Source organism: Streptomyces sp. NPDC058877 (assembly GCF_042742855.1).
Lineage (GTDB): Bacteria > Actinomycetota > Actinomycetes > Streptomycetales > Streptomycetaceae > Streptomyces.
Genome location: NZ_JBHYMF010000030.1, coordinates 28800 through 55364, shown reverse-complemented (window position 1 = coordinate 55364; position 26565 = coordinate 28800). Strand labels below are relative to the sequence as shown.

General features: G+C 71.6%; 22 protein-coding genes and 1 pseudogene. 16 read left to right on the top strand and 7 right to left on the bottom strand.

The genetic code is table 11. The annotated features are described in order from the left end of the window. The first annotated feature begins 292 nt into the window (after nucleotides 1–292). The 3 genes from ACFW2Y_RS10220 to ACFW2Y_RS10210 all read left to right on the top strand — a co-directional run bounded on the left by ACFW2Y_RS10220 (nucleotide 293) and on the right by ACFW2Y_RS10210 (nucleotide 2346). Nucleotides 293–1045 (top strand): GAF domain-containing protein, encoded by a 753-nt coding sequence (locus tag ACFW2Y_RS10220; RefSeq protein ID WP_384876151.1) that lies wholly within the window; start codon nucleotides 293–295, stop codon nucleotides 1043–1045. A 13-nt stretch (nucleotides 1046–1058) separates the two neighbouring features. Beyond that, nucleotides 1059–1793, top strand: coding sequence for a GAF and ANTAR domain-containing protein (locus tag ACFW2Y_RS10215; RefSeq protein ID WP_384876149.1), 735 nt, complete (start codon nucleotides 1059–1061; stop codon nucleotides 1791–1793). A 175-nt stretch (nucleotides 1794–1968) separates the two neighbouring features. Further along, nucleotides 1969–2346 (top strand): STAS domain-containing protein, encoded by a 378-nt coding sequence (locus ACFW2Y_RS10210; RefSeq protein WP_384876147.1) that lies wholly within the window; start codon nucleotides 1969–1971, stop codon nucleotides 2344–2346. 12 nt (nucleotides 2347–2358) lie between these two features. On the opposite strand, the pseudogene ACFW2Y_RS10205 reads toward ACFW2Y_RS10210, so the two are convergent. Then, a pseudogene (locus ACFW2Y_RS10205) lies at nucleotides 2359–2958 on the bottom strand (response regulator); the annotation flags it as partial. Nucleotides 2959–3323: 365 nt separating this feature from the next. On the opposite strand from ACFW2Y_RS10205, the gene ACFW2Y_RS10200 reads away from it, so the two are divergent. Continuing rightward, nucleotides 3324–4070, top strand: a complete 747-nt coding sequence (locus ACFW2Y_RS10200; RefSeq protein WP_384876145.1) for an ABC transporter ATP-binding protein — start codon at nucleotides 3324–3326, stop codon at nucleotides 4068–4070. 2 nt (nucleotides 4071–4072) lie between these two features. Further along, the gene (locus tag ACFW2Y_RS10195) at nucleotides 4073–7009 is read left to right on the top strand and encodes an ABC transporter permease (protein WP_384876143.1); all 2937 of its coding nucleotides are present in this window, start codon (nucleotides 4073–4075) and stop codon (nucleotides 7007–7009) included. 566 nt (nucleotides 7010–7575) lie between these two features. On the opposite strand, the gene ACFW2Y_RS10190 is transcribed toward ACFW2Y_RS10195, so the two are convergent. Next, nucleotides 7576–8166, bottom strand: a complete 591-nt coding sequence (locus tag ACFW2Y_RS10190; RefSeq protein WP_384876141.1) for a dihydrofolate reductase family protein — start codon at nucleotides 8164–8166, stop codon at nucleotides 7576–7578. Nucleotides 8167–8525: 359 nt separating this feature from the next. Between ACFW2Y_RS10190 and ACFW2Y_RS10185 the strand changes: the two genes are divergently transcribed. Continuing rightward, a complete protein-coding gene (locus tag ACFW2Y_RS10185; RefSeq protein WP_384876139.1) occupies nucleotides 8526–9647 on the top strand; it encodes an aminotransferase class I/II-fold pyridoxal phosphate-dependent enzyme in 1122 nt (373 codons plus the stop codon). A gap of 108 nt (nucleotides 9648–9755) precedes the next feature. Here ACFW2Y_RS10185 and ACFW2Y_RS10180 read toward each other — a convergent pair whose 3' ends face one another. Then, complete coding sequence (locus ACFW2Y_RS10180) at nucleotides 9756–11021, bottom strand: MFS transporter (protein ID WP_384876137.1); 1266 nt, start codon at nucleotides 11019–11021, stop codon at nucleotides 9756–9758. 98 nt (nucleotides 11022–11119) lie between these two features. Here ACFW2Y_RS10180 and ACFW2Y_RS10175 point away from each other — a divergent pair, with 98 nt between their 5' ends. From ACFW2Y_RS10175 to ACFW2Y_RS10165, 3 genes are all read left to right on the top strand, one after another. Further along, the gene (locus tag ACFW2Y_RS10175; protein ID WP_384876135.1) at nucleotides 11120–12205 is read left to right on the top strand and encodes a DUF5937 family protein; all 1086 of its coding nucleotides are present in this window, start codon (nucleotides 11120–11122) and stop codon (nucleotides 12203–12205) included. Nucleotides 12206–12342: 137 nt separating this feature from the next. Further along, nucleotides 12343–12618 carry a hypothetical protein gene (locus tag ACFW2Y_RS10170; RefSeq protein ID WP_384876133.1) on the top strand — a complete coding sequence of 92 codons (276 nt, stop codon included), beginning with the start codon at nucleotides 12343–12345 and terminating at the stop codon, nucleotides 12616–12618. A 63-nt stretch (nucleotides 12619–12681) separates the two neighbouring features. Beyond that, the gene (locus tag ACFW2Y_RS10165) at nucleotides 12682–14862 is read left to right on the top strand and encodes an FUSC family protein (protein ID WP_384876131.1); all 2181 of its coding nucleotides are present in this window, start codon (nucleotides 12682–12684) and stop codon (nucleotides 14860–14862) included. A 124-nt stretch (nucleotides 14863–14986) separates the two neighbouring features. Here ACFW2Y_RS10165 and ACFW2Y_RS10160 read toward each other — a convergent pair whose 3' ends face one another. After that, nucleotides 14987–16978 carry a hypothetical protein gene (locus tag ACFW2Y_RS10160; protein WP_384876130.1) on the bottom strand — a complete coding sequence of 664 codons (1992 nt, stop codon included), beginning with the start codon at nucleotides 16976–16978 and terminating at the stop codon, nucleotides 14987–14989. 307 nt (nucleotides 16979–17285) lie between these two features. Between ACFW2Y_RS10160 and ACFW2Y_RS10155 the strand changes: the two genes are divergently transcribed. Next, nucleotides 17286–17723 carry an STAS domain-containing protein gene (locus tag ACFW2Y_RS10155; protein WP_384876128.1) on the top strand — a complete coding sequence of 146 codons (438 nt, stop codon included), beginning with the start codon at nucleotides 17286–17288 and terminating at the stop codon, nucleotides 17721–17723. A gap of 443 nt (nucleotides 17724–18166) precedes the next feature. Here ACFW2Y_RS10155 and ACFW2Y_RS10150 read toward each other — a convergent pair whose 3' ends face one another. Then, on the bottom strand, nucleotides 18167–19162 hold the full coding sequence (locus ACFW2Y_RS10150) for an AraC family transcriptional regulator ligand-binding domain-containing protein (RefSeq protein ID WP_384876126.1): 996 nt from the start codon (nucleotides 19160–19162) through the stop codon (nucleotides 18167–18169). Between the two features lie 4 nt (nucleotides 19163–19166). Then, the gene (locus ACFW2Y_RS10145; RefSeq protein ID WP_384876124.1) at nucleotides 19167–20252 is read right to left on the bottom strand and encodes an NAD-dependent epimerase/dehydratase family protein; all 1086 of its coding nucleotides are present in this window, start codon (nucleotides 20250–20252) and stop codon (nucleotides 19167–19169) included. Between the two features lie 258 nt (nucleotides 20253–20510). Here ACFW2Y_RS10145 and ACFW2Y_RS10140 point away from each other — a divergent pair, with 258 nt between their 5' ends. Both ACFW2Y_RS10140 and ACFW2Y_RS10135 read left to right on the top strand, forming a co-directional pair. Continuing rightward, nucleotides 20511–21251, top strand: coding sequence for a response regulator transcription factor (locus ACFW2Y_RS10140; protein ID WP_384876122.1), 741 nt, complete (start codon nucleotides 20511–20513; stop codon nucleotides 21249–21251). After that, nucleotides 21248–22714, top strand: a complete 1467-nt coding sequence (locus ACFW2Y_RS10135; protein ID WP_384876120.1) for a sensor histidine kinase — start codon at nucleotides 21248–21250, stop codon at nucleotides 22712–22714. The genes ACFW2Y_RS10140 and ACFW2Y_RS10135 overlap by 4 nt, the downstream gene beginning before the upstream one ends. A 69-nt stretch (nucleotides 22715–22783) precedes the next feature. On the opposite strand, the gene ACFW2Y_RS10130 is transcribed toward ACFW2Y_RS10135, so the two are convergent. Then, on the bottom strand, nucleotides 22784–23323 hold the full coding sequence (locus ACFW2Y_RS10130) for a DUF2231 domain-containing protein (protein ID WP_384876118.1): 540 nt from the start codon (nucleotides 23321–23323) through the stop codon (nucleotides 22784–22786). Nucleotides 23324–23603: 280 nt separating this feature from the next. Between ACFW2Y_RS10130 and ACFW2Y_RS10125 the strand changes: the two genes are divergently transcribed. The 4 genes from ACFW2Y_RS10125 (at nucleotide 23604) to ACFW2Y_RS10110 (ending at nucleotide 26457) form a co-directional block, all read left to right on the top strand. After that, nucleotides 23604–24002: a DUF302 domain-containing protein gene (locus tag ACFW2Y_RS10125; RefSeq protein WP_384876116.1), complete on the top strand. Its 399-nt coding sequence runs from the start codon at nucleotides 23604–23606 to the stop codon at nucleotides 24000–24002. A 271-nt stretch (nucleotides 24003–24273) separates the two neighbouring features. Then, nucleotides 24274–24525 carry an EF-hand domain-containing protein gene (locus ACFW2Y_RS10120; RefSeq protein ID WP_384876114.1) on the top strand — a complete coding sequence of 84 codons (252 nt, stop codon included), beginning with the start codon at nucleotides 24274–24276 and terminating at the stop codon, nucleotides 24523–24525. A gap of 182 nt (nucleotides 24526–24707) precedes the next feature. Continuing rightward, nucleotides 24708–25460: a hypothetical protein gene (locus ACFW2Y_RS10115; protein ID WP_384876112.1), complete on the top strand. Its 753-nt coding sequence runs from the start codon at nucleotides 24708–24710 to the stop codon at nucleotides 25458–25460. Between the two features lie 403 nt (nucleotides 25461–25863). Continuing rightward, nucleotides 25864–26457, top strand: a complete 594-nt coding sequence (locus ACFW2Y_RS10110) for a DinB family protein (protein ID WP_384876110.1) — start codon at nucleotides 25864–25866, stop codon at nucleotides 26455–26457. The last annotated feature ends 108 nt before the right edge of the window (nucleotides 26458–26565 follow it).

Below are 26565 nucleotides of genomic sequence, written 5' to 3'. Positions count from 1 at the left end.
CCCCCTTCCGTCGCTCCGCACACCGCTGCACCCGCCCTTCCGCGAGGCGGCGTTCGAACCGTTCGGGCCGAACCGGTCGGGACCACCGGTCCCGATCACGGGACGTCGGGCCCCTCGCTCCCCGCACCACGGCAAGGAGACGGTGGAGCCCGGAGGTTGCACATCAATGAATCCACGCATCAGTCACATGGCGTCAGGGGCCAATCCCACGTCCGTCCCAGCCGATCAGAACCGGCGGCAGGAGCCGGCCGATCATGATGCACACGACTCGCACGTCGAAGGCGGTGCAACCATGAGGGCTCGCGCGGAGGAACTCCACCGCGTCCTCGTGGAGCGCGCCGCCCCGGACGGGCCGAACCTCGCCACCATGTGCCAACTCGTGGTCGAGAACTGCGCGGTCGAGTCGGCGGCGATCCTCATCGGCCGGGGGCAGCAACGCGGCTCCCTCCACAGCACCGGCGGCGTGGCCGGGGCGATGGAGGACCTGCAGATCACGCTCGGGGAAGGCCCGAGCGTGGACGCCTGGGACACGAGGGAACCGGTCACCGCGGGTGACCTCGCGGAGGCCCGCTTCCTTGAGCGGTGGCCGGGCTTCACCCCACAGGCTCACGGGGAAGGCGTCCACGGAGCCTTCGTGTTCCCCCTGCAGGTCGGCGCCATTCGCTTGGGAACTCTCTCCCTCTACCGCCTCGAACCCGGACACCTGATGCCCGAACAGGTCCGCGACGCACTGCTGCTCTGCACCATCGCCCTGGAGCAACTGCTCTCGCTGTCCCAGGAGAATCCACCGTCCGCACCCGGAACCCTGGGCCTGGGCACGGAAAGCCTGCAGGTGTACCAGGCCACCGGCATGGCCGCTTCCCAGATGCGAGTCGGCATCGAGGAGGCCTTCGTCCGGATGCGCGCCCACGCCTTCAGCGCCGGGATGTCGCTGTCGGAGGCCGCCAAGCTGATGATGACGGGCCAACTGGTCTTCTCGCCGGTCCAGGACCGTCCACCGGGGCGGCCTGCCGAGCGGTCCGACGACGAGGCGGACGGGCAGTGAGGGGAGCACCGTGATGGACAGGGAAGAGGCCCTGGCCTCTGCCTTCGTGGAACTGGCGGACACCCTGGTCGAGGACTTCGACATCATCGATTTCCTCAACCGCCTCGCCGAGCACTGCGTGTCGCTCCTCAACGTGGACGGAGCCGGCATCCTGCTGACCAATCCGCAAGGCGAGCTCCACTTGATCGCCGCGTCGAGCGAGAAGACGCGCCTGCTGGAGCTCCTCCAACTGCAAGGATTCCAAGGGCCCTGCGTCGCCTGCTACACCGAAGGACGTCGGGTCGACTACTCGGATCCCGACCCGGACAAGGAAGTGGAGGACCTCCCCTGGCCGCGCTTCGCCAAGGCGGCCCGTCAAGAAGGGTTCCGCGGCGTGTGCGCGCTCCCGATGCGCCACAAGGGCAAGGTGATCGGCGCGCTGAACCTCTTCCTGCACGACTCCGGTCCGCTCGACGACCGGCGCGCCGCACTCGGCCAGGCCCTCTCCGACATCGCCACCATAGGCATCCTCCAGGAGCGGGCCACGAGACAGCAGGAGATCCTGGCCGACCAGTTGCAGTACGCGCTCAACAGCCGAGTGGTCATCGAGCAGGCCAAGGGGTTCCTCGCCCATCGGCTCGACACCAGTCTCGACGAGGCGTTCGCAGCACTTCGCACGCTGGCGCGGGGCAGCAACCGGAAGCTGGTCGACATCGCGTTGGAGGTGATCACCGAACCCGACAAGGTGGTCCCCGATCTCCAGCCGTGAAGTGTCCGAAGCCCAGGACCGGCCGATATGAATCGTACGATCACATTTAAACCTGAACTCGGCGTGGCGCCGTGACACGGCACTAGCATCCTTGTCAGGCCCCCTCCTCAGGAGGTCTGACAAGGTGCCGCCCCAGACCCCGGCGGACTCAGGAGACTTTCCATCCGGAGTTGTGGTGCACCTTTACACGCTCAGCTTCCCCCACCCCCATCACTACGTGGTGTCCTTCCACGGCGAGGCCGACATCCTGAGCGCCCCGCTGCTGCGGCGCGCCTTGAGCAAGGCCGTGGAAAACGCCGCAGGTCGCGATGTCGTCGCCAACCTCTGCGAGATCGACTTCATGGACAGCTCGGGAGTGGCACCACTCATCGAGGCGGACATGTCACTGCATTCCAGGGGGCGCCGTCTGTGGATCAGTTGCGCCACTGCGCGCAGCGCGCGGCTCTTCCGTGCGCTGAAGCTGGACGGGGTCTTCCCCAAGGTGCCCCGCAGCATGGCGGCGGGGCTGTGCAACAACGGCCCGGGACACCCCACGACGCGGGCGACGGGATGAGGGGCCCTGCCCTCAGCCGTCCGACGGCAGGGGCGTGTGGCCGGGAGGCCTCAGCACATGGCTGGCGATCACTGCCGCCTGCACCCTCCGCTCCACACCGAGCTTCAAGAACAAGCGCGAGATGACGTTCTTCACGGTCTTCTCCGCGAGGTGCAGCCGCCCCCCGATCTCCCTGTTGGTCAGCCCTTCGCTCACCAACAGGAGGATCTCCTTCTCACGGTCGGTGAAGCCGGGGAGATCCGGCTCCGCGCGGCGTTCGGGCACCTCCCCGCGCACACGTGCCATCAGTCGCGCGGTGGCACCCGGATCCAGCATCGATTGACCGGCAGCCACCGTACGCACGGCAGTGACCAGGTCGGTACCGGTGATCTGCTTCAACACGTAGCCGGCCGCACCCGCCATGACCGCGTCCAGCAGGGCCTCCTCGTCGTCGAACGAGGTGAGCATCAGACAGGCCAGGTCGGGCATGTACGAGCGCGGCTCGCGGCACACCGTCACTCCGTCGCCGTCCGGGAGCCGGACGTCCAGGATGACGACCCGTGGACGGAGGGCGGGAATCCTGACCATGGCCTGGGCCGCCGTGGCCGCCTCGCCCACGACCACAGGGTACGGCCGTCAGACCCGATGATCCCCAGGGCACCGTAATCGGCGTCCACGAGAAGAGCCGCCGCCTCGACGATGCGGCGGAGCGAACGCCCCCCGATGCCCGGGCCGTGCGGTGAACCCGCCCAGCGGGTCCCGGTGCCGCCCCCTCCGGGCACACGTCCGCCCCCGTTCCACCGGTGGCCACGGGCGCCTCCACCCCCACCCCGATCGGTCCGGGGCCATGGTTGCGCGCCGCCTCCGGGCCGTCGCAGCGTTCTGACGACGGCGTCTGAAGAACGACGGGGTCCCCTACGGTGGAATCCGCCATTGGGCCCTTTGGCCCCTCCCCCGGGCCTGGGTGGCCGTAGCCTCCCGTTCCTCCGGAGGGTGGTATGGAAAACGTGAACACCGACCGGGCACTCCTCGTCGCCACTCGGGTGAGCAAGATCTACCGAACAGGATCCGTCGAGGTCACCGCCTTGCGCGACCTGGATCTCCTCGTCCACCACGGGGAGATGGTGGGAGTCATGGGACCGTCCGGTTCCGGAAAGACCACCCTGTTGAACTGCCTGTCGGGCTTGGACGACATCGACGGCGGTCGGGTGGAGGTCGACGGTCACGACCTGTTCGCGATGTCGGACGCAGCGCGCACGGAGCACCGGGCCCACACCATGGGCTTCGTCTTCCAGGCGTTCAACCTCATACCGGTGTTCTCCGCCGTGGAGAACGTCGAACTGCCCCTGCTGCTCGTGGGCACCCGGCCCCGCGAAGCCCGTCGCAGGGCGCTGGACATGCTCGACCGGGTGGGGCTCGGTCACCGGGTCGAGCACCGGCCGAGCGAAATGTCCGGCGGTGAACAGCAGCGGGTGACCATTGCCCGGGCCCTCGCCGGCCGCCCCGCAATCGTGTGGGCGGACGAGCCGACGGGCAACCTCGACAGCACCATGGCCGGCCAGGTCATGGACCTGCTGTGCGAGCTCAACCGAGAAGGGGGCCAGACGATCGTCCTGGTCACCCATGACGGCAGCATCGGTGCCCGCGTCACCCGTCTGATCCGCATGCGGGACGGGCGTCTGGTCGACGACGTGGAGCAGGCCGTCACCCCCTCGGCCGTGACCCCCGACCCCCCTCCGGGCTGACCATGTACCCGAACCTCCTCGCTCCGCTGCTCATCGCCCTCGCGCTCGCCCTTGCGGCGCTGCTCCTGGTGGCGATCCGGCAACCGGTCTCACGGCGACTGGCCTTCCGGCAGGTGGCGCGCCGGCGCACCGAGGCGGCGCTGGTGATCGGGGGGTCGATGCTCGGCACGGCCATCGTCATCGGGGCCCTGGTCGTCGGGGACACCTTGGACTTCTCCGTACGACAGGAGGCGTACCGAACCCTGGGGCCGGTGGACGAACGCGTCGTCGCGCCCCCCGGGCCGGCCGGGCGTGCCGTCACCGAACGGCTGGCCACCCTGGCCGGCAACCCCGACGTCGACGGAGTGCTGAACGCCGGGGTCACCCAAGCATCGGCCGTCAGCACCGCCGGCGACCGCACGACCGCAGAGCCGCGCGTCCTGGCCTGGCAGATGGACTTCGACGAGGCCTCGCGCTTCGGTGCGCCGGGCGGGGACTCCGGTCTCGACGGACCGAACCCGATGCCCGGCCAGGTCGTGATCAACGAGCCGCTGGCCCGTTCCCTTGGAGTGGAAGCCGGGAAACCGGTCACGTTGTTCCTGTTCGGAACCCCCCGGACGTACCGGGTCGAGCGGGTGGTGCCGGAGCAGGGCCTTGCCGGTGTCGGCCTGGGCGGCAGGTTGAACCGGGACGCCTTCCTGGCACCGGGGGACCTCGATTCCGCCGCCCGGGCCGCGGGAACGGAGCCGCGCTCCGTCACCTTCGTGTCCAATGCCGGCGGCGTCGAAAGCGGCGAGCGACTGACCGACCGGGTGACCGCCGAGATGCGGGAGGCCCTGGGACCGCTCGCCGGCCAGACCTCGATCGAAACGCCGAAGCACACGGTGCTGCGGGACGCGGAACAGGCCGGTGCCTCGCTCGGTGCCCTGTTCCTCATGATCGGCAGTTTCAGCATCATCGCGGGCGCACTGTTGCTGGTGAACATCTTCGTCATGCTCGGCGAGGAGCGGAAGTCCCAAATGGGCATGGTGCGGGCAGTGGGGATGAAGCGTTCGCGGCTCATCGGCTCCTTCACCCTCGAAGGAGCCGCCTACGCATTGTTGTCGGTGCTGCCGGGCGTGGCCATCGGGGTCGCCGTCGGCTGGGGTGTCGCCGTGGTCGCGGCGCAGATATTCCAAGGCTGGTCGGTCGGCGGGAGCAGCATCCGGATCGCGTTCGCCATCACCCCGACCAGCGTGCTCAACGGACTGGCCCTGGGCCTGCTCATCGCCTTCGTCGCGATCCTGGCCACCAGTGTGCGCATCAGCCGGTTCAACATCATCTCCGCCATACGCGACCTCCCGGCGCGGTCCGGGCAAAGGGCGAGTCGTCGTCTGCTGGTGGTCTCCACCGCCCTTGCCGTCCTCTGCGTCCTCGCTGCCGTACCGGCCCTGGCCCGCAGCCAGCCCGAAGCGACCTACCTGCTGCCCGCCGTCGCGCTCGCCCTCGCCGCTCCCGCACTGCTGCGCGTCCTGCCCCGGCACACGGTCACCACCCTGGTTGCGGGGGGCGTACTCGCCTGGACGCTGCTGGCACCCGTCATCCGCCCCCGGATATTCGACACGCCTTCGATGTCCGTCTACGTCATCCAGGGCACCTTGGCCGCCTTCTCCGCAGTGGTGCTGGTCAGCGACAACCAGAAGACGCTGCTCCGCCCCCTGCGACGGCTCCTCGAGCGGCCCACCGAAGGCGGCCTGGCGGCGCGGCTCGCGGTCGCCTATCCCCTGGCCAAGCGTTTCCGGACCGGTGCGACGCTGGTGATGTACACGCTGATCGTGTTCGTCCTCGTGCTCCTGACGGAGATCTCGGGCATCCTCCGTGCCGGTGTGGACGGAGTCGTCGCGGATGCCACGGCCGGTTACACCCTGCGCCTGGACTACAACCCGGAGGTCGCAGGAGACCGGCTCGTCACCGAAGTGCGAACCGGTCCCTCCGCCGCGGAGATCACGGCCGTGACGCCGCTGCTCAACGCCACGGGCAAGGCCACCGACCCCGGGCACCGCGGTGACGGGCTCCTCGACATCGCCGCCGTCGGGGTGCCCGACGGTGCGATCACCGGCATCACCTTCCGCGAGCGCCTGCCCGGCCTCGAGGACGACGCCGCGGTGTGGCACGCACTCGCCTCCGATCCCCGCTACGTCGTCATCGACGGCTTCTTCGGCAGCACCGGCGGCCCGGCGGGCGACTACTACGACCCCGGTGACACCCTCACCTTGACGGATCCCCGGACGGGCCGTGGTGAACAGCGGATCATCGCCGGAGTGCTCAGCAACGGGCTGGTCTTCTACCCGGGCACCGGTGCCAGTTCGACCACGTACCCCGTCGTGGCGAGCGAAAGGGCCACCCGCGAACTCTTCGGCGCCCAGGCACGGAACGCATCGGCGCTGGTGCGAACCGGTCCCGGCGCCTCCGCCGACGTCGTGGCGACCCAACTGCAGGGCGAGCAGCTCTCTTCCAGTCTCGTCGCCACACCCATCGAGTCGGACATCCGCCGCCAGTTCGACTCCAGCACCGCCTTCTTCCGCCTCATGCAGGGCTTCCTCGCCCTGGGCCTCGGCGTGGGCATCACCGGCCTCGGCGTCGTCATGGTGCGGGCCGTGCGCGAACGCCGCCGCACCATCGGCATCCTGCGGGCACTCGGCTTCCGGGCCCGTACGGTCCAGCGCTCCTTCCTCTTGGAAAGCTCCTTCGTCGCCCTGGAGGGAATCGTGCTGGGCTCGTTGCTGGGCGTCCTCACCACCTGGCTGATGTACAGCAACAGTGCTGCGTTCCAGGGCCTCGAAGGGGGCTTCCCCATCGAATGGGCCGGCATCTTCGGCCTCGCCGCAGCCACCTTCGTCGCTTCCCTCCTGGCGACGATCGGACCGGCACGGCGTGCGGCAGCCATCCGTCCGGCGCTCGCGGTCCGCGTCACCGAATGAGGACCCTCCCCCTGACGCCCTCCTCCATGTCCTTCATCGACGGCCTCTCCTCGGTTTCCGTGTCGCTGGAACTCGGTTACCGCCCCGACGGCATCACGCGTGACGTCCTGCACGGCAAGGTCGTCGAGTCCCAGCGGTTCCGTCCCTCCCGTGACGATCGGCACTTGCACGAGCCTCCACCCGTGACGGTGAACGGGTCCACGGGCTGCGAGGAGCTCTTCGGGGTCTCCGGCGGAGGAGCAGCCCCGGGGGCTGCTTGGGCGGGGAGCAGCCCCCGGGGGCTGCTTGGCAAGACGACTCCCTCTTGCGCTCGACGTTCCTCAGGGGTGGTCGCGAAACACCGCACCCCGGTGGCCCACCCGGGAGGGAGGGGCGACACCTCTCCCGGCGACCACGATGGGGATGCTGCGCGGGCACGATGAGCCCGCCGCGGCGATCTCGGCACCGCAGCAGGACCGTCAGCCGTTCAGGAGCACCCCGTTGTCCCTTTGTCGCGCGCCGCGGTCAGACCCCGACCGAGGCGCTTCGACGTGCTCCGGCATTGCTTGGGTTCGACGGCGGCGCGTTCACCGAGGGCTCGGCGGACCAGCCGGCTGACGCACCACGCGGTAGCGGAGGTAGACGACGTGCGAAGCAAAGGTGCGGGTCTCGACGAGTTCGAGATCCACCCGGCGCTCGTGCCGGGGAAAGAACGGAACGCCGCCGCCGACCAGTACCGGACAGACCCTGACCCGGTACTCGTCGATCAGCCCCAACGCGGCTGCCCCGGCGGCGAGAGTCGCACCGCCGATCGCGATGTTGCCGTCCCCGGGTTCGGCTCGCAATCGTTCGATCTCCTCCGCCAGACGGCCGGAGGCCAAGCGGGCGTTGCCCCGCACGGTCGAGAGCGTGGTGGAGAACACCACCTTGGGCAGCTGCTTCCAGATCTCGGCGAACTCCAGCGTGGAGAAGTCGAGCGCTGGATTCTGGTCGACGGTCTCCCAGTACAGCATCGTCTCGTACAGCCGTCGCCCCAACAGGTGGACACCTGCCTCGCGCACCTCGTCGGTGGCGAAGCGGAAGAGCTCCTCGCTGGGCGCCGTCCAGTCGAAGCCGCCGTCCGGCCCGACGATGTAGCCGTCCAGCGAGATGCTCATCGAATAGGTCACCCTCCGCATCGGACCTCCTCCTCGGTGATGGGTTCGACCGTACGACCGCCGGGCGGCACCGGACCCGTCCCGGCCCGCGAGATCCCCCGGCCGGGTCACCCTTTCGTCGCGAAGGCCCGCTCGCCCACCTCGAAGGCGTGTGGAACGGTCCTGTGGAAGGACGGGCCCCTGCGCGGACGACTGCCCGTGCGGTGACGCAGAACGCCGTCCGCGGACCGGTACCACCAGCAGCGGAGGTCCACACCGCTCTCCACCCGGTCAGCGGGGACGTCGTCCCCATCAGCCAGAAAGGTGAAATGTTCAACTGATTCATCCTCGGGAGTGAGCGCGTCGGCAGCGCGGCCGAGGAACGTAGTAGATCTTCGCCCGTGACGAACGATCATCAGCAATACGTGGACGACGAGATCCTCGACGTCCTCTACCGGAACCGTGTGCAACCGGAGGACGAGGGCAAGCTCGTGGAGGTGGTCTCCAACGACTACCTCGCCCTCGGCGGACACCCGGCCATCACCACCGCACAGCACGAGGCCGACGAGCTGTACGGGAACGGCAACCGGATGGCGGCCCCGCACCTGTTCTCCGACGACCCGCAGCGCCGTCTGGAGGAACGGATCGCCGCCTGGCTCGGCGTCGAGGCCGTCGTGCTGACCCAGTCCGGGTGGACCGCGAACTTCGGCCTCCTGCAGGTTCTCGCGCAGGACACCAGGGTCTTCCGGGACGAGACCGCCCACAGCTCCCTGACCGACGGCGCACTCGCCGCCCGCGCCGAGATCCACGACGTCCGGCACAACGACCCCGCCCATCTGGACGAACTGCTGCACCGTCACGGCCCCGGCCTGGTGGTCCTCAACGCCGTCTACAACATCCGGGGCGACCTTCCCCCGCTGGCGGCCCTGGTGGAAGTGGCCGGCCGCCACGGCGCGGACCTCGTCCTGGACGAGTCCCACTCCCTCGGCGCGCTCGGTCCGGCCGGCCGTGGACTCGCTGCCGAGGCCGGGATCGGAGGCCGGATCACGCACCGCACCGCCTCCCTGGCCAAGGCGTTCACCGGCCGCGCCGGCATCATCGCCACCACCCACACCGCTGCCGAGCAGATCCGCTACCGGGCCCGCTCCGCCTGCTTCGCCTCCACCCTCCTGCCACGCGACATCGCCGGCATCGACGCCACCCTCACGCTGATCGAACGCGCCGACCGCGCAAGGGCGCGGCTCGCCGACCACACCCGCACCCTCCGCACGGGGCTGGACCGGCAGGGATGGGACGTCGGCGACGGCGCCCACATCGCCTCCCTCGTCCACACCACCCTGCCCCGCCTCGCCCGCTCGGTCGCCGCCCTGGACACCGCCGCCATCCGCACCAGCGCCTTCGTCCTGCCCGTCCCCCGCCCCGGCCACCTCCCCCTGCGCATCTGCCTCCACTCCGCCCTCACCGACCACGACCTCGACCGCATCCTGGACGCCACCGCCCTCCTGCGCGCCGAACCCGTCTGATCCGTCCCGCACCGCACCACCGCGGACGGCAGGTCTCATCACTCCGCCAGACGCCCTGCGGCACCCGTCGCCCGCGCCCCGAGCACGGTGCACTGCCCCGACCTCGGGTCAGTGCACCGGCGACCGGCGCGTTCGCGGTGCCCTCGCGGCCGGCGGCACCAACCGCCGAACCGCGTTCCGCGGTCCCTTCTCGATGGCGACGGCGGAGGCGGAGAGGAGCGTCGCAGCGGCGAGGCTCCCCCACAGGGCGGCCGGGCCGCGGGCCGCGAGAGCGGTGATGACCGCCGGGGAGACGGCCAGGCCGAAACCCGTGGAGAGCTGGAAGCGGGCGAGGGATCGCCCCAGGACCCGGGTCGGCGCGAGGGCCGTGACCAACGCGGTGGCACTGCCGGCATAGACGATCTCGCCGAGGGTGCACACCACGGAAACGGCGACGACGGCCGGGGCACCCCATCCGTGCCCGAAGGAGGTCGCCGCGAGGAAACCGAGATAGGACGCGGCGAGCACCACCCCCGCGAGCGCCAGCGCAGTACGCCGGGAGAAGCGGGACAGCAGGACGGTGACCGGAACCTGCAAGGTGACCACCAGCACCGTGTTCGCCACGAAAATGGCCGCCGACCACACCGGGGATGCGTGCAGCTGCGTCACCAGGATCAGGGGAAGCGCGATTTCGGGGACGTTCAGGCAGAAGACGTAGACCACATTGGCGGCCAGTAGCGCGCCCATCCGCGGTGCGGGCCCCTCGGCCCCGTCCTCGGCCGCGGCAACGGCCGGTCCCGCATGGATTCGGACCGACCAGGCCAAGGCCGCCGCCGCGAGGTAGGCGACTCCGGTGGCAGCCGCCAGCATCTGCAGTGCGGTGGTCCCGCCCGTCAGACACACGGTGGCGAGAAGGGCGCCCGTACCCAGACCGGCGTTGCGCAGGGCACGGCCCGCCGCGAGGGCGGCGTCGCGTTCACGCCCCTGGGCGACGGTGGCCACCAGGGCCGCATGGGCTGCCGGCCACGCCTGGTTGCCGATGCCGAGGAAGAGGGCCGCCGTCGCGAACAGCCAGACGTTCCCGGTCGGAGTCGCCAGCAAGAGCACCACTCCGAGCACCCGCACCAGCATCGACGCCGCCACGACCGTGCTGCGTGCCCCCCGGTCCAGCCATCGGCCCACGGCGGGCATGCACACCAGGCCCATGACGATGCCGAGCGTCATGCCGATGCCGGTGGCCGGAGCGGACAGCTTCACCACCATCACTCCGTAGAGCAGCAGGAAGGGGCGGAGCAGACCGGTGCCGAGCGCGTCCACCGCCAGGGCGAGGGCATAGCGGGGGCCTCCGGAGGCGCGGACGAGGGCACGCGGCTGGATCTTGGTAGTGATTGCCATGGCGTCAACGGTGCGTTCGGCCGCCGGGCCGACCTCGTCGGTTGACCAACACCGTCAATCGACGCGGTCCCGGCCGCTCGACCAGCGATGATGAACGGATGACGTTGAAGATCGACATCACTGGCCTGCCGTCCGCGGGGTTGAGGTTCGCCGCCTCCCCACTGGCCGAGCTGACCGCGATGCTGCACGTACTGGCCGAACCCGGGCACCACCCACAGCTCGCGGACTGGGCCGGGGACGTCTGGGCCGGTCTGCCGCCCGAGCTGGCCGAGCGGTTGTGGGAGGCCGAGTTCCTCTGGCGTTCTTCACGAGCCGACTTCCTGGTCCCCGCGCATCCCCGGCAGACGCTCGCCGAGGAGTTGGACGACGTGGACCGGATGGGTGACGACGCCTACGTGACCTCCGCGCTCATCACCACGTGCGGCAGCAATCGGGTGCGCTTCGGCTCGCCGTCCCCGCTCGCCGACGCAGCGGCACGCGAGCGTGCCCTGGACCTGGCCCAGGCCCGCGGCGCCCGCCAGGAGGCCTTCGCGGAACGGCTGCTCGCGGAGCCCGCAGTCATGCGCGCCCGAGTGCGCCAGACCCTCGAACTGTGCGCCGGGGCCTTCTTCGACGCGGCCTGGACGAAGGTGGCCGTGGCACTCGCCACCGATCTGCGGCTGAAGAACGACCTGCTGAAACGCCAGGGCACGGAGGCAGCACTCGCATCGGTCTCCGGCGCCGTCAGCCTGACACCGGACGGCAGCCACATCGTGGTGGACAAGCTCCAGGACCATGCGACGTCGGCCCGCGACACCGGGGTCACCTTCCTTCCCAGCGTCTTCGGCCGCCCGCACCTGGTGGTGGTCCGTGCACCCGGGTGGCAGCCCGTGGTGCAGTACCCCGTGGCCGAGGCGGAGCCCTCGGAGCCGGTGCCGCTGGAGACGGTCACGCTCCGGTTGGAGGCACTGGCGCATCCGGTGCGACTGCGCCTGCTGCGTACCCTGGCCCGTGGCCCGCACACCACCAGTGAACTTGCCCACGCCTGGGAACTCTCGCCCCCGGAGGTCTCCCGCCACCTCGCCGTGTTGCGTCGTGCAGGCCTGCTCACGACCCGACGGCAGGGGCGTTACGTCCGCTACACCCTCGATCTCGCCGATCTGGCGTCGCTGGGCGGCGACCTGCTGGCCGCCGTGCTGCGCTGACCGCGCCCTCTGACGGGTTGCAGATCGTGCACGGACCCCGAGGATGGAACCGGGGGGACGGCCGAGGACGCCTCTTCCGTCGCAGTCGGTGAGGCCGCCAGAACGGTGCGCATCCGTGCGCGTGACCTGGAGGGAACATGAGCGGGCTTCCTCCTCCGACCGCTCCGTCGCCCGTCCGGCCGGAGCTCCTTCGGACGGCCCCGGCCACCGGCGGCGAGGCCGATGTGCTGCGGGTCGAGGGGAAGCAAGGAGTCGACGAACCCCGCAGGGCCGGCGCCGGCGTCACTTCCGTGCGCGTTCGGGCCGCATGCGACGACGTCCCCATCCCGGACGACCTCCGGGACGTCCGCGCCGCCGACGCCGCGCACGGGCCCTCCGTCGGGGCCCCACGAACCGCGCTCCACGACGACTGACACACCCGCGTCCACTCCGACACCGCTGTCCTCGGAAGCGGGCGCACGGCGAAGAGGCTGGTCATGGGCTCAGGAACGGGCACCAGTGGCACCGCCCGCGGGGACCGGGGGCTGCACCGGCTCGTCCGCGAACTGAGGCACGGCACGTCCGCATCGGCGTACACCGGTAGGCGGGCGGCTCGGGTGACACTGGCCGCGGTCACCGCCTTCTACATCGGCCTCTACGGCCTGCACGAACCCACCACCGCCACATACGGCCTGTTCGCCGCGGTGGCGATGGCCGGGCTCTCCCGCATTCCGGGCACGGGACGACAGCGCGCCGTCGTCCTCGTCCGGCTCCTTCCGATCGGCTGGCTCCTCGTCACCGCAGGAACGCTGCTCGCCGTACGCACCTGGACCGCGGCGACGGGGATACTGGTGGTCGGCTTCCTGCTCGCCTACTCGGCCGTGGCCGGCCCCCGGCCGGCCGGCGCGTCCGCGGGCCTCCAGCTGCTCTACATCCTGCCGTGCTTCCCGCCGTACGCACCGCAGGCGCTGGGCGAACGGCTCGGCGGGACGACGCTCGGCTTCCTACTGCTCGTACTCGCCGAGCGGCTGGTGCTGCCCGACCCGCCCGGCGTCTCCTACCGGGTCCTGTCCGCGGATGCGGCAGCGATCGCAGCGCGCTGCGCGTCCGAGCTCGCACGGCCGCCGTGGACGCTGTCGACCGGGACGGAGGCCGAGGCGAGGTCCGCCGGTGAAGCGCTGCGCCCCTCCCGAGTGCCGGATGCGGAGCGGCCGGCCGGCCCGGGAGCGCGGGAACGCGCGCTCACCCACACCGGCATGGCCGCCCGTGTCCTGCTGGCCCGGCTGCAAGAAGTGCCGGCGCCGGGACCGCGGGGCCCCCGTCCCCGGACCCTGGCCCTTCTGCACGAGGTGGCGGCGTCGGCCCTGAGGACGTCCACCGCCTTGCGCACGGGCCGCCCGGCCGACACGGAACGGCTGAGCGATGCCTTGGCGGTCTACCTCCGACTGCGCACGGTGACGATGCCCGGGGAGACACCCGAGACGATCGACGTCGTCCTGCGCCGCCAGGCCGCGCTCATCGAAGCCGCCCACGCCGGTGTGACCCTCGCGTCCGCGGTCAACCTCTCCGTGGGGCGGCAGCCCGGACCGGCCGAGGCGCGGGACGGCGGCTTCTGGTACGCCGGGCAGGGTCCTGCACGTCTGTGGGGACACCGGCTGAAAGCCCATCTGAGCCCCCGCTCGGTGCACTTCCAGAACGCCGTGCGCATCAGCCTGGCGCTGACAGCCGCTCGTACCGTGGCCGGGCTCGACTCCCTGCCGCACGGTTTCTGGGCCATGTTGGCCGTCCTCACCCTGACCCGCACCACGGCCGCACAGACCGGTGCGACCGTGGCCAGGGCCCTCGCCGGCACGCTGCTGGGCGCGCTGATCGCCGCCGTGATGCTGGTGCTCGTCGGCGAGAACGCCACGGCCTACGCCGTGCTGCTGCCGGTGATCATGTCGGCTGCGTTCTGGATCGGCCCGACGCGCGGTGTGGGGTGGGCGCAGGGCCTGTTCACCCTGGTCGTCTCCGTCGTCTTCGCCCAGCTCGCGCCCGCCACCTGGCAGTTGGCCGAGTTCCGCTTCCTGGACGTCCTCGTCGGCAGCTCCATCGGCCTGGTCCTCGGGCTGCTCGCCTGGCCCCGAGGCGCCCAGGGGGAGCTCCGCCGAGACGTCGCCGTCCTCTTCCGCGCCATCGGCTCGACCATCACGTCGACCACCTCGGTCCTCGCGCACGGTGCGACGGCGGGAGAGGACGACCTGGTTCCGCTGCGCCGTGCCCTGACGCTGGCGGAGTCGGCCTTCGCCCAGTACCAGAGGGAACCCCAGCACCCCGGCACCGCCACCGTGGACTGGCATGCGGCCCTCATCGCAGGACACCACGCCCTGCGCGGGGCCCGGCGCCTGTGCTCGGGAGGACTTCCCGTCGAAGCCCGGACCTCTCCGTGGCGTCGTGGACTCGACGTGGACGGCGCGGTACTGGCCGGGCGCTACGAACGGACCGGTGGCCTCCTGGAGGGCGCCCCCCGGCCGCCGCCGGCCGCTTCCGTGCCCCCTGGAGCAGGCCGCGGGGAGCCCCCGACCCCTCCGGCACCGCCGCTCTACTACGACGCCGAGGCATGGCTGAAGTCGCTCTCCGTCGACCTGGACCGGGTCGTTGCGACCACGGCCGGACCCGCCGCGGAGGGCGGGCGGTGACCGTCCTGCGCACCGGGTCGGGCGGCCTGCCCGAGCAGGACCTTCGCACGGCCGTCCGATCGGGCCGACGAGGACCGTGGCCCCTCGCCAAGGCGCCTCCACCGTGTCGCCCGGCCCCGCCGGCTCAACCGCTCCCCGCCACCTCGCGCACCGTCCAACCGGGCAGTGGCGAACCGTCCGGAAGCCGTCCGGTGAGCCGGACCGGCGTCATCGCGTCGGCCCGTACCGCGAGGACCCGCCCCCGCACGTCAGCCCTCACCGGCGCGTCCACGGTGACTTCCGTGACGCGCCGGCTGCCCGCTGCGAGGAGGTACCGGGTCCCGGTTGGCGCGGACCAGAACGTTCCGGCAAGGACGTCCTGGCCGAAGCGTCCGCAGGCGGCGGTGTTGCGCACCGTCGTGACGGGGACGGTGCGACCGGGCAGCTCCAGGCTCACGTCGGCTCGTCCCCTCCCCTCCCAGGTGTCGGCCCGCGAGCAGACCCAGAGGGCTCGCCCCGCCCGTCCGGGAAGGTCTTGTGCGGCGAACTCCCACCGGTTGACCGAGCGGACGCCGCTGTCCCGGAGGAGCGGAAGGGAACACGCCGAACGCGACCAGGCAGCGAGTCCGAGCGGTCCCGCGGCCTCGTGCGGTCGGCGCGCCGGGCTCCCGGGAACGGGCAGAGGGCTCCAGGTCAGGTGAACGGGACTGAGGCCGCCCAGATCGGCGAGGAGGAAGGCGTGGTCCTCCACGATCCGCGTCGAGGAGCGCAACTGGAGGACGGGCACCGCGCGGCAGTCCCCCGGACCGGCCGCGGGTGCGGGGTCCGCCAAGGGCTCGGTGGTCCCGTCGGCGGTGACGCGGAGCGACCGCACGGCGGCGCCGGGGTCCCGCAGGTCCCGCACCCCCGCCTCCGCGATCCAGGGCGCGAGGAGGTACCGGGTCCGGCCTCCTTCCCGTGCGAGGACCACGGCCGCCGCCGTCGTCACGTCGCTGTCGTCGGCCCGTGCCTCCACCCATGAGGGCCGGCCGCGTCCGGTGATCGGCTCGGTGTAGCGGACGAGCGTCCGCCCCGTGTGCAGCAGGACGACCTCCGCTCCGTCGACGGAACCCGCGTACAGCAACGAGGGCTGCTCGGCCCCCGCACCCCGGGGGCTTCCGCCCGTCCATGCGGCCCAGGCCCGTCGGAGCAGGTCCTGGTCGTCGGTGCGGTTTCCCCGGGCGGGCCAAGCCGTGAAGTCGACCCGCGAGGTGTCGGCCCACCTTTCGGCGGGGACGCGCACCGGAACCACCCGGTCGGGGACGGCGGACGCCATCGGGTCGGGGGCCGTCCCGGGGGAACTGCTCGGGGCGCCGACGGCAACGATCCCGGCGAACAGGGCCAGGGCCCCGGCAAGGGCCGCGAGCCGGAAACGTCGGCGCCGGCCCAACAGATCGGTGGGCCGCAGGAGGACCGTGCAGGGGTCGAACTCCGGTCCCCGCAGCAGCCCGGCCACGTCCGGGTCACGACCCGCGCACAACCGTTCGGCCCGGTTCAGGGCCTGCTCCGGAGCGTTCACGTCCGCAGCACGGAGCAGGGCGATCACGGATGCCGGTGCAAGGCCCTCGAACACCGTCAGGGCAAGGGCGGCGCGGGTCTCGGGCGCTGCCGCTGCGAGCATCCGGTCAAGGGCGAGTTCGTCCGTGCCGCCGGCCCGGGGAAAGACCCGCAGCCCGAGCGCCGCGGGCAGGGCCGCCCCCGCCGACACCGTGAACGGTGGCCGCAGGGCCCCACGGACGACGTGGGTGCGGAGCCAGTCGTGAGCGGTCTGCCCGGACGCCCCGGCTGCCCGGGGTGCGGGGACTCGATGGACCTCACCGCCGGTGGCCGCACCGGCCGTGGCACGGGTGCCGCCGCTCCGCGCGAGGCTGCGCTGCACAAGGGCGTGGGCGGCGAGGACCCTGCGGTGGCGGCCGAGGGCGGGGGGCAGGATGAGGTGGGCCAGGCGTACGAGCGCGGGGTAGTGCTCGACGAGCACCGCCTCGGCCGCGATCCGGGAAGGCGACCCCGGGGAGGGTATGGAGGCGGTCTGCTCGGGCGTGCTGGTCGTCTCGGAGGAATCCACATCGGGAAAACGACCCCGCACCGACGACGTCACCTCGGAACTGTGACCGGGGAGCCACCCGACGGCACCGGCCCGCTCGGAGCCCGCCCTACCGGCAGGGCCGGCCGTGGACCGGGTCTCCGCCCCGACAGCGTCCCCGCCGCCGGCCGTGTGGGAGCTTCCACCGGCAGTGGCGTCGAGCGGCGGATCGTCGGCTCCCGCGGTTCCCGGCGCTCCGCCGGCCCGGCGCCCGGTCCGCAAACGGATGCACGACCGGCACCATTGCCCTCCAATGCGTTAAAAGCCGCTCCGGCGGAGTGATGCACCGTGCCGGGCGCGGAGGCAGGGCCGTTGGGGAGGCGTGAGTACCACGAGCAACCCTCCGATACTGCCCACCACCCCTGCCGCCCCGTCCGGTGCCGGTTCGTCCGAACAGGGCGCGGACGTCGCGCCGTGCGGCATAAGCGTCCGCGCCTGCAGCACGCACGGCAAGGACACCCTGCGCATCGCGCTCCACGGTGAGGTCGACCACTACAGTGCGGGACCGCTGCGGGCATTGCTGGCCGCGGCCTCCGGCTGGGGATGTCGCCGCCTCGTCCTGGACACCTCGCTCGTCACCTTCGCCGACTCCGCCCTGCTGCGCGTCCTGCGGAGCTGGACGGCAGAAGGCCGCAGGTTGCGCCTGACCGGCGTGACGCCTGCGATGGAGAGGCTGAGGGCAGCTGCCTGGGGTTCCCCGCCGACCCGCGGCGCCAGACGCGCCCCGATCGGGAAGGGGACCGTCGGGGAGGGGGCATGACCTTCTGCCTGCTGGTCCTGATGCCTTGTCTCCTGGCGGTTCTCCTGCTTGCCGGCGAGCCTCCCGAGCAGCCCCCGATGCGGCGTCGTCACCGGCGCCGCGGACGGCAGGGCGCGGTGACCCGAGTGGGGGTGATCGTCCGACAAGTGCTTCCCTGACCCCGGCGGACCGTCCCGGCCGCAGAACGGTCGTCGGGGCGGTCCGCAGCGGTCCCGCCGGGCCAGCCGACGGCGGTCGTCGCAACCCCGTGCCGGGGTGCGTCGGTCCGGGCCCGCCCGGGAGGAGCCGACGGGCGGGACACGGCCCGGGGCCGTCGTTTCCCCCGGGGGCGAGCCGGCTGGAGTGACGGGATCCGCCGCATCGTCGATGCGGCGGATCCTCGGCGTACGAGCGGAAAGCGGCGGGGCATCGGGGCCGGGCGTGGACGGTGGCCGCAGTGACGGTCACACGGGGACGCTCGTTCCGGAACGCAAGCCGCGCGGCGTCTCCCCCGTCCATCGGCGCAGCGAGCGGTGGAAGGAGGTCAGTTCCTCGTAGCCGATCAGGAAGGCGATTTCGGCGTAGGACAGGACGGAGCGCTGGAGATAGGCGCGCGCCATCCGCTCACGGGTCTGCGCCAGGACCTCTTGGAACGAGGTCCGCTCGCCGCCGAGCCGGCGCTGGAGCGTGCGCGGGCTCGTGTCGAGCTCCGACGCCACTTCCGCCAGCGAGCGCCGCCCGGCGGGCAGACAGGTGAGCAGTACGGCTTGGGTGCGTTCCGTCCAGGTGGTGGATGCTTCGAGCGCGTGCAGCCGCCGATCGAGCTCCGGTTCGAGGAACTGCCGCACAGCGGCGTGGGAGGTCGTCACGAACGGACGGTGCGCGTCGTACGGGGAGAAGACGACCTCGGCACGACGGCCCTTGGTGAGGGGCACCCCGTCCAGGAACTCGGTGACGGCGCTCTGCTCCTCGGGCGGCTCCGGCACCGTGACCCTCACCGGCCCCACCCGGGCCCCGGTCGCCAGCCGTGCGAAAGCCACCCAGAACAGCAGCTCGAACCGTTCCAGCACGGCCGGAGGGGTGAAGGGGTCCCTCGGGCGCAGCGCGATCCGCAGGCCGGCGTCCGCGCGCACGTCCAGGGTGACCGGGTACATCAACCTCTTGTAGGTGTCGATCCGTTCCGCCGCCTGCGCGAGGTCGCGTGCGGCCAGCCCTGCGAGGACGGGGATGTCGAAGTGGTCGGCCGACACCCCGGAGGCAGCCGCGACCGCGAGGTCGGGGCCGCGGTACAGGGCGTCGGCCGCTTCCCACAGTGCGAAGAAGTCTTCGGCCCCGATGCGCTTCCGGGGCCCCTCGAAGAGGTCCGTCGGCAGGTCGGCGCGCCGCAGCACCTGGACCGGGTCCAGGTCGAGTGCGGAGAGGACCCGCTGCCACCCCGGGGCGAGGGAGTACGTCGGCACCGTTCTAGGCGGGCGCGGGGACCGAGCCACGGTCGACGAGCTGTTGGAACATGTCCCCCATCGACTCCTCGATCGGTCGGTACGTCATCCCCAGCTCTCGGCGGCTCTTGCCGTTGTCGGCCTGCCAGGCGACGTTGACGTTGCGGCTGACGAAGGTGCGGGTGAGCCCGGCCGTCGGGGCCGCGAGCCAGACGAGGGGCTTCGGGAGGGCGCGCCGGGGAAGGGGGAAGCGGTCCGCGAAGCGCGGGAGCAGCACCTGGGCGAGCGCGAGCACATCGGTGTCGTGGCCGGAGACGATGTGGCGGCCGTGGACGTCGGGGAGGTAACCGGCGGCGATGTGGGCGCGCGCCAGGTCACGCACGTCGACCACGCCGAGGCCGGCTCGGGGTGCGCCCCGACGCAGGGTGCCGTCACCGAACTGCCGGACGATCGCGAAGCTCTCGGACGTGGGCCGGGCATTGGTCGCGGGCCCGATGACCAGCGACGGGTTGACGACGACGAGCTTCCAGCGGTCCTGCGCGTCGGCGATCTCCCACGCGGCCCGCTCGGCCAGGGTCTTGGAGTAGCTGTAGGGCTGGTAGTCGAGGGAAGCGGTGGTGTTCCAGACCTCCTCGGTCAGCCGGCCGCCGGGAGCGGCGGCGCAATCGACCGCATCGGTGTAGATCGCGGCGCAGGAGGAGGTGAGCACGACGCGCTCCACCGAGGGCGTGGCATTGGCGCTCCGCAGGACGGTACGGGTGCCCCGCACGGCGGGGTCGACCAGTTCGCGCTGCGGGTCGTCCACCCGGCTGGTGAACGGGGACGCGGTGTGGAACACGATGCGGCAGCCGTCCATGGCCTCGCCGTACGAGCCGTCGGCCAGCAGGTCCGCGGCGAAGAAGCGGATTTCTCCGGGTGCCTCCTCGGCGAAGTCGAGGAGGTGCTGGATCTTCGCGGTGTTGTGGGGGTCGCGCACTGCGGCGTGCACCGTGACGCCCGCCTCGAGGAGTCCCTTGACGAGCCACCCGGCGACGTATCCGGTCGCGCCGGTGACCAGGACGGGTGCGGAGGCGTCCACGGGAATGCCGGTCAGGTCTGGGTCTGGGTACATGACGCGACTGTAGGACGCCCCGGTCGGCATCTCCTGTCGGATCGCGCCACCCTGGTGGCGTCGTGATCCGGCCGTCGCCGATCCGGGAGGGGCCGGCGTGCCGGGAGGACGACAGTCGCCCGGAGGGGGCCGTGCCCCGCCCCGGGCGGCCTTCGGCCCCGGTCTCGCGGGCCGGCGACGGCACAGGACGGTCTCAGAGGAAACTCAGAGCGTCCGTGGGTGTCAGGCACCCTCGCGAGGGGCGATCCTAGAGGCGCCATGAACACCACACGCTCTGGGCGCCCCGCCCTCACCCGCACCGACGGCACACCGCTCCGCGTCCTCGTCGTCGACGACGACCCCGACCTCGCCGAGGTGCTGTCCGGCGCACTCCGCTACGAAGGCTGGCACGTCCGCTCGGCCGGCGACGGGGCCGCGGCGGTCGCCGCCGCCCGGGAGCTGATGCCGGACGCCGTCGTCCTGGACATGATGCTCCCCGACACCGACGGGCTGGCCGTGCTCGGTGCCCTGCGCGCCGTACGGGCGGACGTCTGCGTGCTCTTCCTCACCGCCCGGGACACCGTGGAGGACCGCATCGCGGGGATCACGGCGGGTGGCGACGACTACGTCACCAAGCCGTTCAGCCTGGAGGAGGTCGTCGCCCGGGTGCGCGGGCTGCTGCGCCGGGCGGGCATGGCGCGACAGACCACGGAGGGCCCGCTCCTGACCGTGGGCGACCTGGTGATCGACGAAGACGCACACGAGGTGACCCGGGCCGGGCAACTGATCGACCTGTCCCCCACCGAATTCGACCTGCTCCGCTTCTTGATGCGCAACCCCCGCCGGGTGCTCAGCAAGGCACAGATCCTCGACCGGGTCTGGTCGTACGACTTCGGGGGCCGCGCCCATGTCGTCGAGCTGTACATCTCGTACCTGCGCAAGAAGGTGGACGCGGGCCGCGAGCCGATGATCCACACCGTGCGCGGGGCGGGATACGTACTGAAGCCGGCGTCCGCATGAGGAGTCTGCTTCCCCCCACCCTGCGTGCCCGGCTGACCCTGGGCCTGGTGGTGCTGCTGGCGGTCTGTTGCGCCGCCGTCGGCGTGGCCGCGGTGGTCGAGTTGAAGGGGGTCCTCACCGAACGGCTCGACCAACAGCTCGCCGAGGGCGGCACCCGTTTCCCGGCGAGCCTGGCGCGCGCCGGCCGACCGCCCTCGGAGCACGAGGTCGAAGAGGACGAGGAGGAGGAAGAAGAGCACGGCGACACGCGCCGCCAGTCCACGGGTACGTTCGGCGCCCGTCTGCGCAACGGTGCGGTCGTCGACGTGGCCGTCGTGCTCTCCACCGGCTCCTCCTCCGTCCCGCTCACCGAAGCGGACGTCCGACGGCTGGCCGCGATCCCGACGGACGGCAGGGGCCACACCGTAGACCTCTCCGCGCTGGACGACTACCGGGTGATGGCGGCACCGGGCGTCGACGGCGACGTCCTGGTGACCGGGTTGCCCTGGGAGCCGGTCGAGGCTCCCGTCCACCGGCTGGAACTGGTCGCGGGGATCGTGTTCGGCGCCGCCCTGACATGTACCGGAGTCGCGGGCGCCTTCTGGGTGCGCTGGTCGCTGCGCCCGCTGAGCCGGGTCGCCGCGACGGCGACCCGGGTCAGCAGGCTCACGCTGGCCAGCGGCGAGGTGGCCCTGCCCGCGCGGGTCCCCGAATCCGACCCACGCAGCGAAGTGGGACGGGTCGCCGGTGCCTTCAACCGCATGCTCGGGCACGTCGAGGACGCCCTCACCCAACGGCACGCCAGCCAGGAGCGGCTGCGCAGCTTCGCGGCCGACGCCAGCCATGAACTGCGCACCCCGGTCGCCACCGTGCGCGGTCACGCAGAGCTCGCCCTGTTGCACCCCGGCTCGGTGCCGCCGGAGGTCACCCGGGCGCTGGAACGCATCGTCGCCGAGTCGGGCAGGATGGGGGCGATGGTCGACGACCTGCTGCTCCTCGCCCGCCTGGACGCCGGCCGTCCCCTCGAAGCGCTGCCCGTCGACCTGACCCACATGATCCTGGACGCGGTGACGGACGCACGGGCGGCGGGTCCCGCCCACCACTGGGAACTGGACCTCCCCGAGGAGCCGGTGACCGTCACCGGCGACGAGCTCCGCCTCCAGCAAGTGGTGTGCAACCTGCTGGCCAACGCCCGTTCGCACACCCCTGCCGGAACCAAGGTGACCGTCGGCCTCTCAGCGGACGGAGCGGGGGCCGTCGTGAAGGTGCACGACGACGGCCCCGGTGTTCCCGAGGAGGCTCGGCCGGGCCTCTTCGAACGGTTCACCCGGGCCGACCGCAGCACGAAGGACGCGGGTGGCGGGGCGGGGCTCGGGCTGTCGATCGTCGCGGCCGTCGTGAAGGCGCACGGGGGGATCGTGCACTTGGAGAGCACACCGGGGGCAACGACGTTCACGGTGCGGCTGCCGTGGGGAACCGTCTGAGCCTGCGTGTCGCCCGGGGCCGCACCCGCTCGTCCCCGGCGATCGCTGCCGGGGACGAGCGCTGACGGGTCAGTCCTCGCCGTGCCCGCCGATGGCCGTCTGGGAGAACCCGTCCTGCCACGCGGCCTTCGCCCCCGAGTCGCCGATGCGGTACACGTCCACGACCGCGCCCACGGCCACGACGAGCGAGAGCACCACTGCGGCGATCTGCACCGGCGCGGCAGAGCGGAGCACACCCGAGGACGGCGCGGCCGCCGCTTCGGTCCCCTCTCCCGACCCGGCCGTGCCGTTGCGGCGCGCCGTCCACCAGACGCCGACGGCCAGTGCGAACAGGCCGCCGGCCCAGGGCAGCAGGCCGTCGCCGAGCTCGGCGTGCTGGCGGACCAGCGCATTGCTCTCGACGTGCCGTTCCAACCATTCCCCCGCCTCCGAAGCCAAGGGCACGCTCAGCAACGTGACCAGGGCGAGCAACGGCAGCGCTATGCCCATGCGTCGTGCCACCGCCGGCCAGATCGCACCGGCCACGAGTGCCAGGGCGGTCAGGGGGACGAGCACGATGACGAAATGCACGAGCAGGATGTGCGCGGGCAGGCCGTTGACCAAGCTCACGAAAAGCTCCTTCACTGAATGGGTCGCACCACGTGGCGAACAGGCGCGCCAGCCTGGCACACGAAGTTCTGAGGTTCTTCTGAACGCGGCTCCGCGACCGCGGGCCGACTGCCCTTCGACACCGAGCGTTCTCGTGGGGCCTGTCGCTCGCTTCCTGAGGGGAGCGAGCGGGGCATGATGCTCCTCGTGATGCCCCGGCCCGGGCCGCCGCGGAGCAGTGCGACGATCCGGGGCACCCGGGCACCGGCGAGGCCATCAGCGGAACAGCGAGGGGAAGAGCATGCCGTACGACCGCACCGTCAGGCCCACGGGAACCTTCGAGGAGGTGGTGGAAGCCGTCCGGCGCGCGCTGGCCGACCAGGGCTTCGGCGTCCTGACCGAAATCGACGTCCGGGCCACGCTCAAGGCGAAGCTGGACCACGACATGGAGCCGTATCTGATCCTCGGGGCGTGCAATCCTCCGCTCGCCCGTCAGGCCCTGGAGGCCGACCGTTCGATCGGCCTGCTGCTGCCCTGCAACGTCGTGGTCCGCACCGAGGGCGAACAGGCCGTCGTGCAGGCGATCGACCCGGCCACCATGGTCACTCTGACCGGTGTCGAGGCCATGGCCCCCGTCGCTGACGAGGCGGCCCGACGACTCGACGCCGCACTCGCCTCGCTCCCGGGTGCCGGCACCTGAGTGCGCGCGGGCGCCGGGGGTGCGCGGTCGGCGGCTCCGGTCCCGGGGAACCGTCCGGACGATCGCTGCACGGGCGCGTCCCGCCCCTTCCCCCAACAGCCGGTGTCCTGCGCGGAACGCTCATGGATCCCTTCTCGGGGGCGCTCCCGCGGCGGGGCGACGTCCCGATGAACGCGCCCGGAAGGAGGCAACCTCCGGGGTGGCCGGCACGTCCTCCCTCACACGACGCGCCGGCCGCATGTGCGCCCGGCCCCACCGGACAGGACACGTGATGAGCGAGAAGGCCCGGATCCTCTTCGATGCGCTCGACCTCGACCAGGACGGCACGTTGAGCCGTGTCGAGGTCATCCGGGCGATGCGGGAGAAGGGGCCCACCATGGCGGCACAGGGCGTGATCCCCTTCTGGGGGGTCGGGGACGTGGACGACTCCGCCGCCCTCTTCGACGCGGCCGACCAGAACGGTGACCGCGTCCTGAGCTTCGAGGAGTTCGCCGCGGTGGTCAACCGCCGCTTCGGCTGGTGAGCCCCCGCACCCGGTACCCGCGCCCCGGCCTCAGGACCAAAGCGCGGGAACGGGCGGGGGTGCGACGACCGGCGGACGGTCGTCGGAGGTGGGGGTGTTCGGCAGGGACCGTGGAGCCGGAAGCCGTCGTCGTCAGCGAGGTCGGTCGGCCCGAATCCGGCGAGGTTCGCCATACTGCCGGGATGGAGATGCACGTTGCGGAGGCGGCGCGGCGTTGGCTGGCTGACCAGGGCGTCCGTCAGGTGCGCGACGGATGGGTGAGCGACGAGAAGCCGGGCGTGCTGCTCACCGCCAATGAGGTGGCGCACTCCTGGGCCGGCGATGTGTTCGCCGAGGACCTGGATGCGGCCGACCAGGTGCGGTTGGCCTTCGGGCTGCTGGACCTCCTCGACGAATACTGGGTCACCTGCGAGATCCGGTTCGCGGACGACAGCGCGGAGGGGCCCCTGCCGGCCGACGTGCTGTGGGACGGCTACCGTCAACGGCTGGAAGCGGACCGGGATGCCGAGACCGTCACCTACTCGCTGTGGGTGGACTGGTTCGAGGACCACACCACCTCCGCGGCGGCCTTCGTCGAGGTCCTCGGCAATGACATCGACCGAGTGGTGACCGAGCGATCGGAAGCCCAGCTCCGCCGCGCCCGTCGGGTTCTGGAGTGCTCGGGCCCGGTGCGCTGGACGGTGAAGGAGTCGACGTACCTCACCGCCGCACGGCTTTCCGCGCTACATCCAGCGGTCTTCCGCGGTCTGAGGTCGAGCTTCCACGACATCTACGGCGACCTGGAACCGACCGCCGCACTGGCCCTCCTCGACCGGCTGGATCTCCCCGCGGACACCCAGCACCTCGCCGAACTGCGCCGTGTACTTGCCGAAGGGCACAAGAACCACCACCGCAGCCCCGGCGCCTGGGACGATGCGGCACGCGCGTGCTCCTGAGCCACGGGCCGGGCAGACCGAAGGAGGATGCCGGCGGCGTAGGGGCCGGCCGGGGAGATGACCGCCGTCTTTTCATGGTGGGGCTTCTCTGTACTTCACCCTCATGGGCGAAGGCGGGTACGTGGCTCGTCAAAGGGCCTCCGGGATGGAGGAGATGGGGTCAGGGGTGGTGACGGCCGTCCGGTCGGCACCGGCCGGGTCACGGACGACTGACAGTGTCGGGAGACACCGACGCACCGTCGTCCTCGTCGATCGCCCAAGTCTCGTTCATGCATACGACGATCCCGCGGACGGATTCGGGAGACGGGCCCTGGGCGCGAGCGGCCCCTCCCCCGTCGTGCGCCGCAGCCCGTCGGGTTGTCGAGGGAGCCTCGTTGTCAGTGGCTGCTGCGAGACTCGGGCCATGGAACCCAACGACCCCAAGGACGACCTCCACCGCTACCTCAAGGCGGCCCGGGAGTCGGTCGTCTGGAAGCTGGACGGTTTGTCGGAGTACGACGTCCGTCGCCCCCTGACGCCGACCGGCACCAATCTGCTCGGTCTCGTGAAGCACCTCTCCAGCGTCGAGTTCGGTTACTTCGGCCCTGTCTTCGGCCGCCCGCACGACGAGCACCTCCCCTGGTACGAGGAAGGCGCCGAGCCCAATGCGGACATGTGGGCGACCGCCGACGAGTCGCGCGAGGACGTCCTCGGCCTCTACCGCCGCGCCTGGGCGCATGCGGACGCCACGATCGAAGCATTGCCGCTCGATGCGATGGGCCACGTCGCATGGTGGGGCGACAACGGAAACGTGACGCTCCAGCGGATCATGCTGCACATGACGACCGAGACGCACCGGCACGCCGGACACGCCGACATCGTCCGCGAACTGATCGACGGCAAGGTCGGCTTGCGCGAGGGCAGCCCCAACACGGCTGGTGGCGACGAGGCCCAGCGCCGGGATTACTGGAACCGGCTGGAAGCATCCGCCAAGGAGGCCCAGGCCAAACGGGGCTGAGGTGGTTCGAGGAGGGCGCTCTCGTCGATGACCCATGGCCCCTGCCCCACCGAAGGAGAAGAACAGTTTTCCTTCGATGGGGCAGGAAGGCGTCCAGGGGGGGAGCGC

Excerpts from the sequence above, each read along its gene's own strand:
- ACFW2Y_RS10195 (WP_384876143.1), top strand. The coding sequence starts at position 4,073 with ATGTACCCGAACCTCCTCGCTCCGCTGCTCATCGCCCTCGCGCTCGCC.
- ACFW2Y_RS10190 (WP_384876141.1), bottom strand. The coding sequence starts at position 8,166 with ATGCGGAGGGTGACCTATTCGATGAGCATCTCGCTGGACGGCTACATC.
- ACFW2Y_RS10200 (WP_384876145.1), top strand. The coding sequence starts at position 3,324 with ATGGAAAACGTGAACACCGACCGGGCACTCCTCGTCGCCACTCGGGTG.
- ACFW2Y_RS10180 (WP_384876137.1), bottom strand. The coding sequence starts at position 11,021 with ATGGCAATCACTACCAAGATCCAGCCGCGTGCCCTCGTCCGCGCCTCC.
- ACFW2Y_RS10165 (WP_384876131.1), top strand. The coding sequence starts at position 12,682 with ATGGGCTCAGGAACGGGCACCAGTGGCACCGCCCGCGGGGACCGGGGG.
- ACFW2Y_RS10175 (WP_384876135.1), top strand. The coding sequence starts at position 11,120 with ATGACGTTGAAGATCGACATCACTGGCCTGCCGTCCGCGGGGTTGAGG.
- ACFW2Y_RS10125 (WP_384876116.1), top strand. The coding sequence starts at position 23,604 with ATGCCGTACGACCGCACCGTCAGGCCCACGGGAACCTTCGAGGAGGTG.
- ACFW2Y_RS10145 (WP_384876124.1), bottom strand. The coding sequence starts at position 20,252 with ATGTACCCAGACCCAGACCTGACCGGCATTCCCGTGGACGCCTCCGCA.
- ACFW2Y_RS10135 (WP_384876120.1), top strand. The coding sequence starts at position 21,248 with ATGAGGAGTCTGCTTCCCCCCACCCTGCGTGCCCGGCTGACCCTGGGC.
- ACFW2Y_RS10215 (WP_384876149.1), top strand. The coding sequence starts at position 1,059 with ATGGACAGGGAAGAGGCCCTGGCCTCTGCCTTCGTGGAACTGGCGGAC.
- ACFW2Y_RS10115 (WP_384876112.1), top strand. The coding sequence starts at position 24,708 with ATGGAGATGCACGTTGCGGAGGCGGCGCGGCGTTGGCTGGCTGACCAG.
- ACFW2Y_RS10120 (WP_384876114.1), top strand. The coding sequence starts at position 24,274 with ATGAGCGAGAAGGCCCGGATCCTCTTCGATGCGCTCGACCTCGACCAG.
- ACFW2Y_RS10140 (WP_384876122.1), top strand. The coding sequence starts at position 20,511 with ATGAACACCACACGCTCTGGGCGCCCCGCCCTCACCCGCACCGACGGC.
- ACFW2Y_RS10170 (WP_384876133.1), top strand. The coding sequence starts at position 12,343 with ATGAGCGGGCTTCCTCCTCCGACCGCTCCGTCGCCCGTCCGGCCGGAG.
- ACFW2Y_RS10110 (WP_384876110.1), top strand. The coding sequence starts at position 25,864 with ATGGAACCCAACGACCCCAAGGACGACCTCCACCGCTACCTCAAGGCG.
- ACFW2Y_RS10220 (WP_384876151.1), top strand. The coding sequence starts at position 293 with ATGAGGGCTCGCGCGGAGGAACTCCACCGCGTCCTCGTGGAGCGCGCC.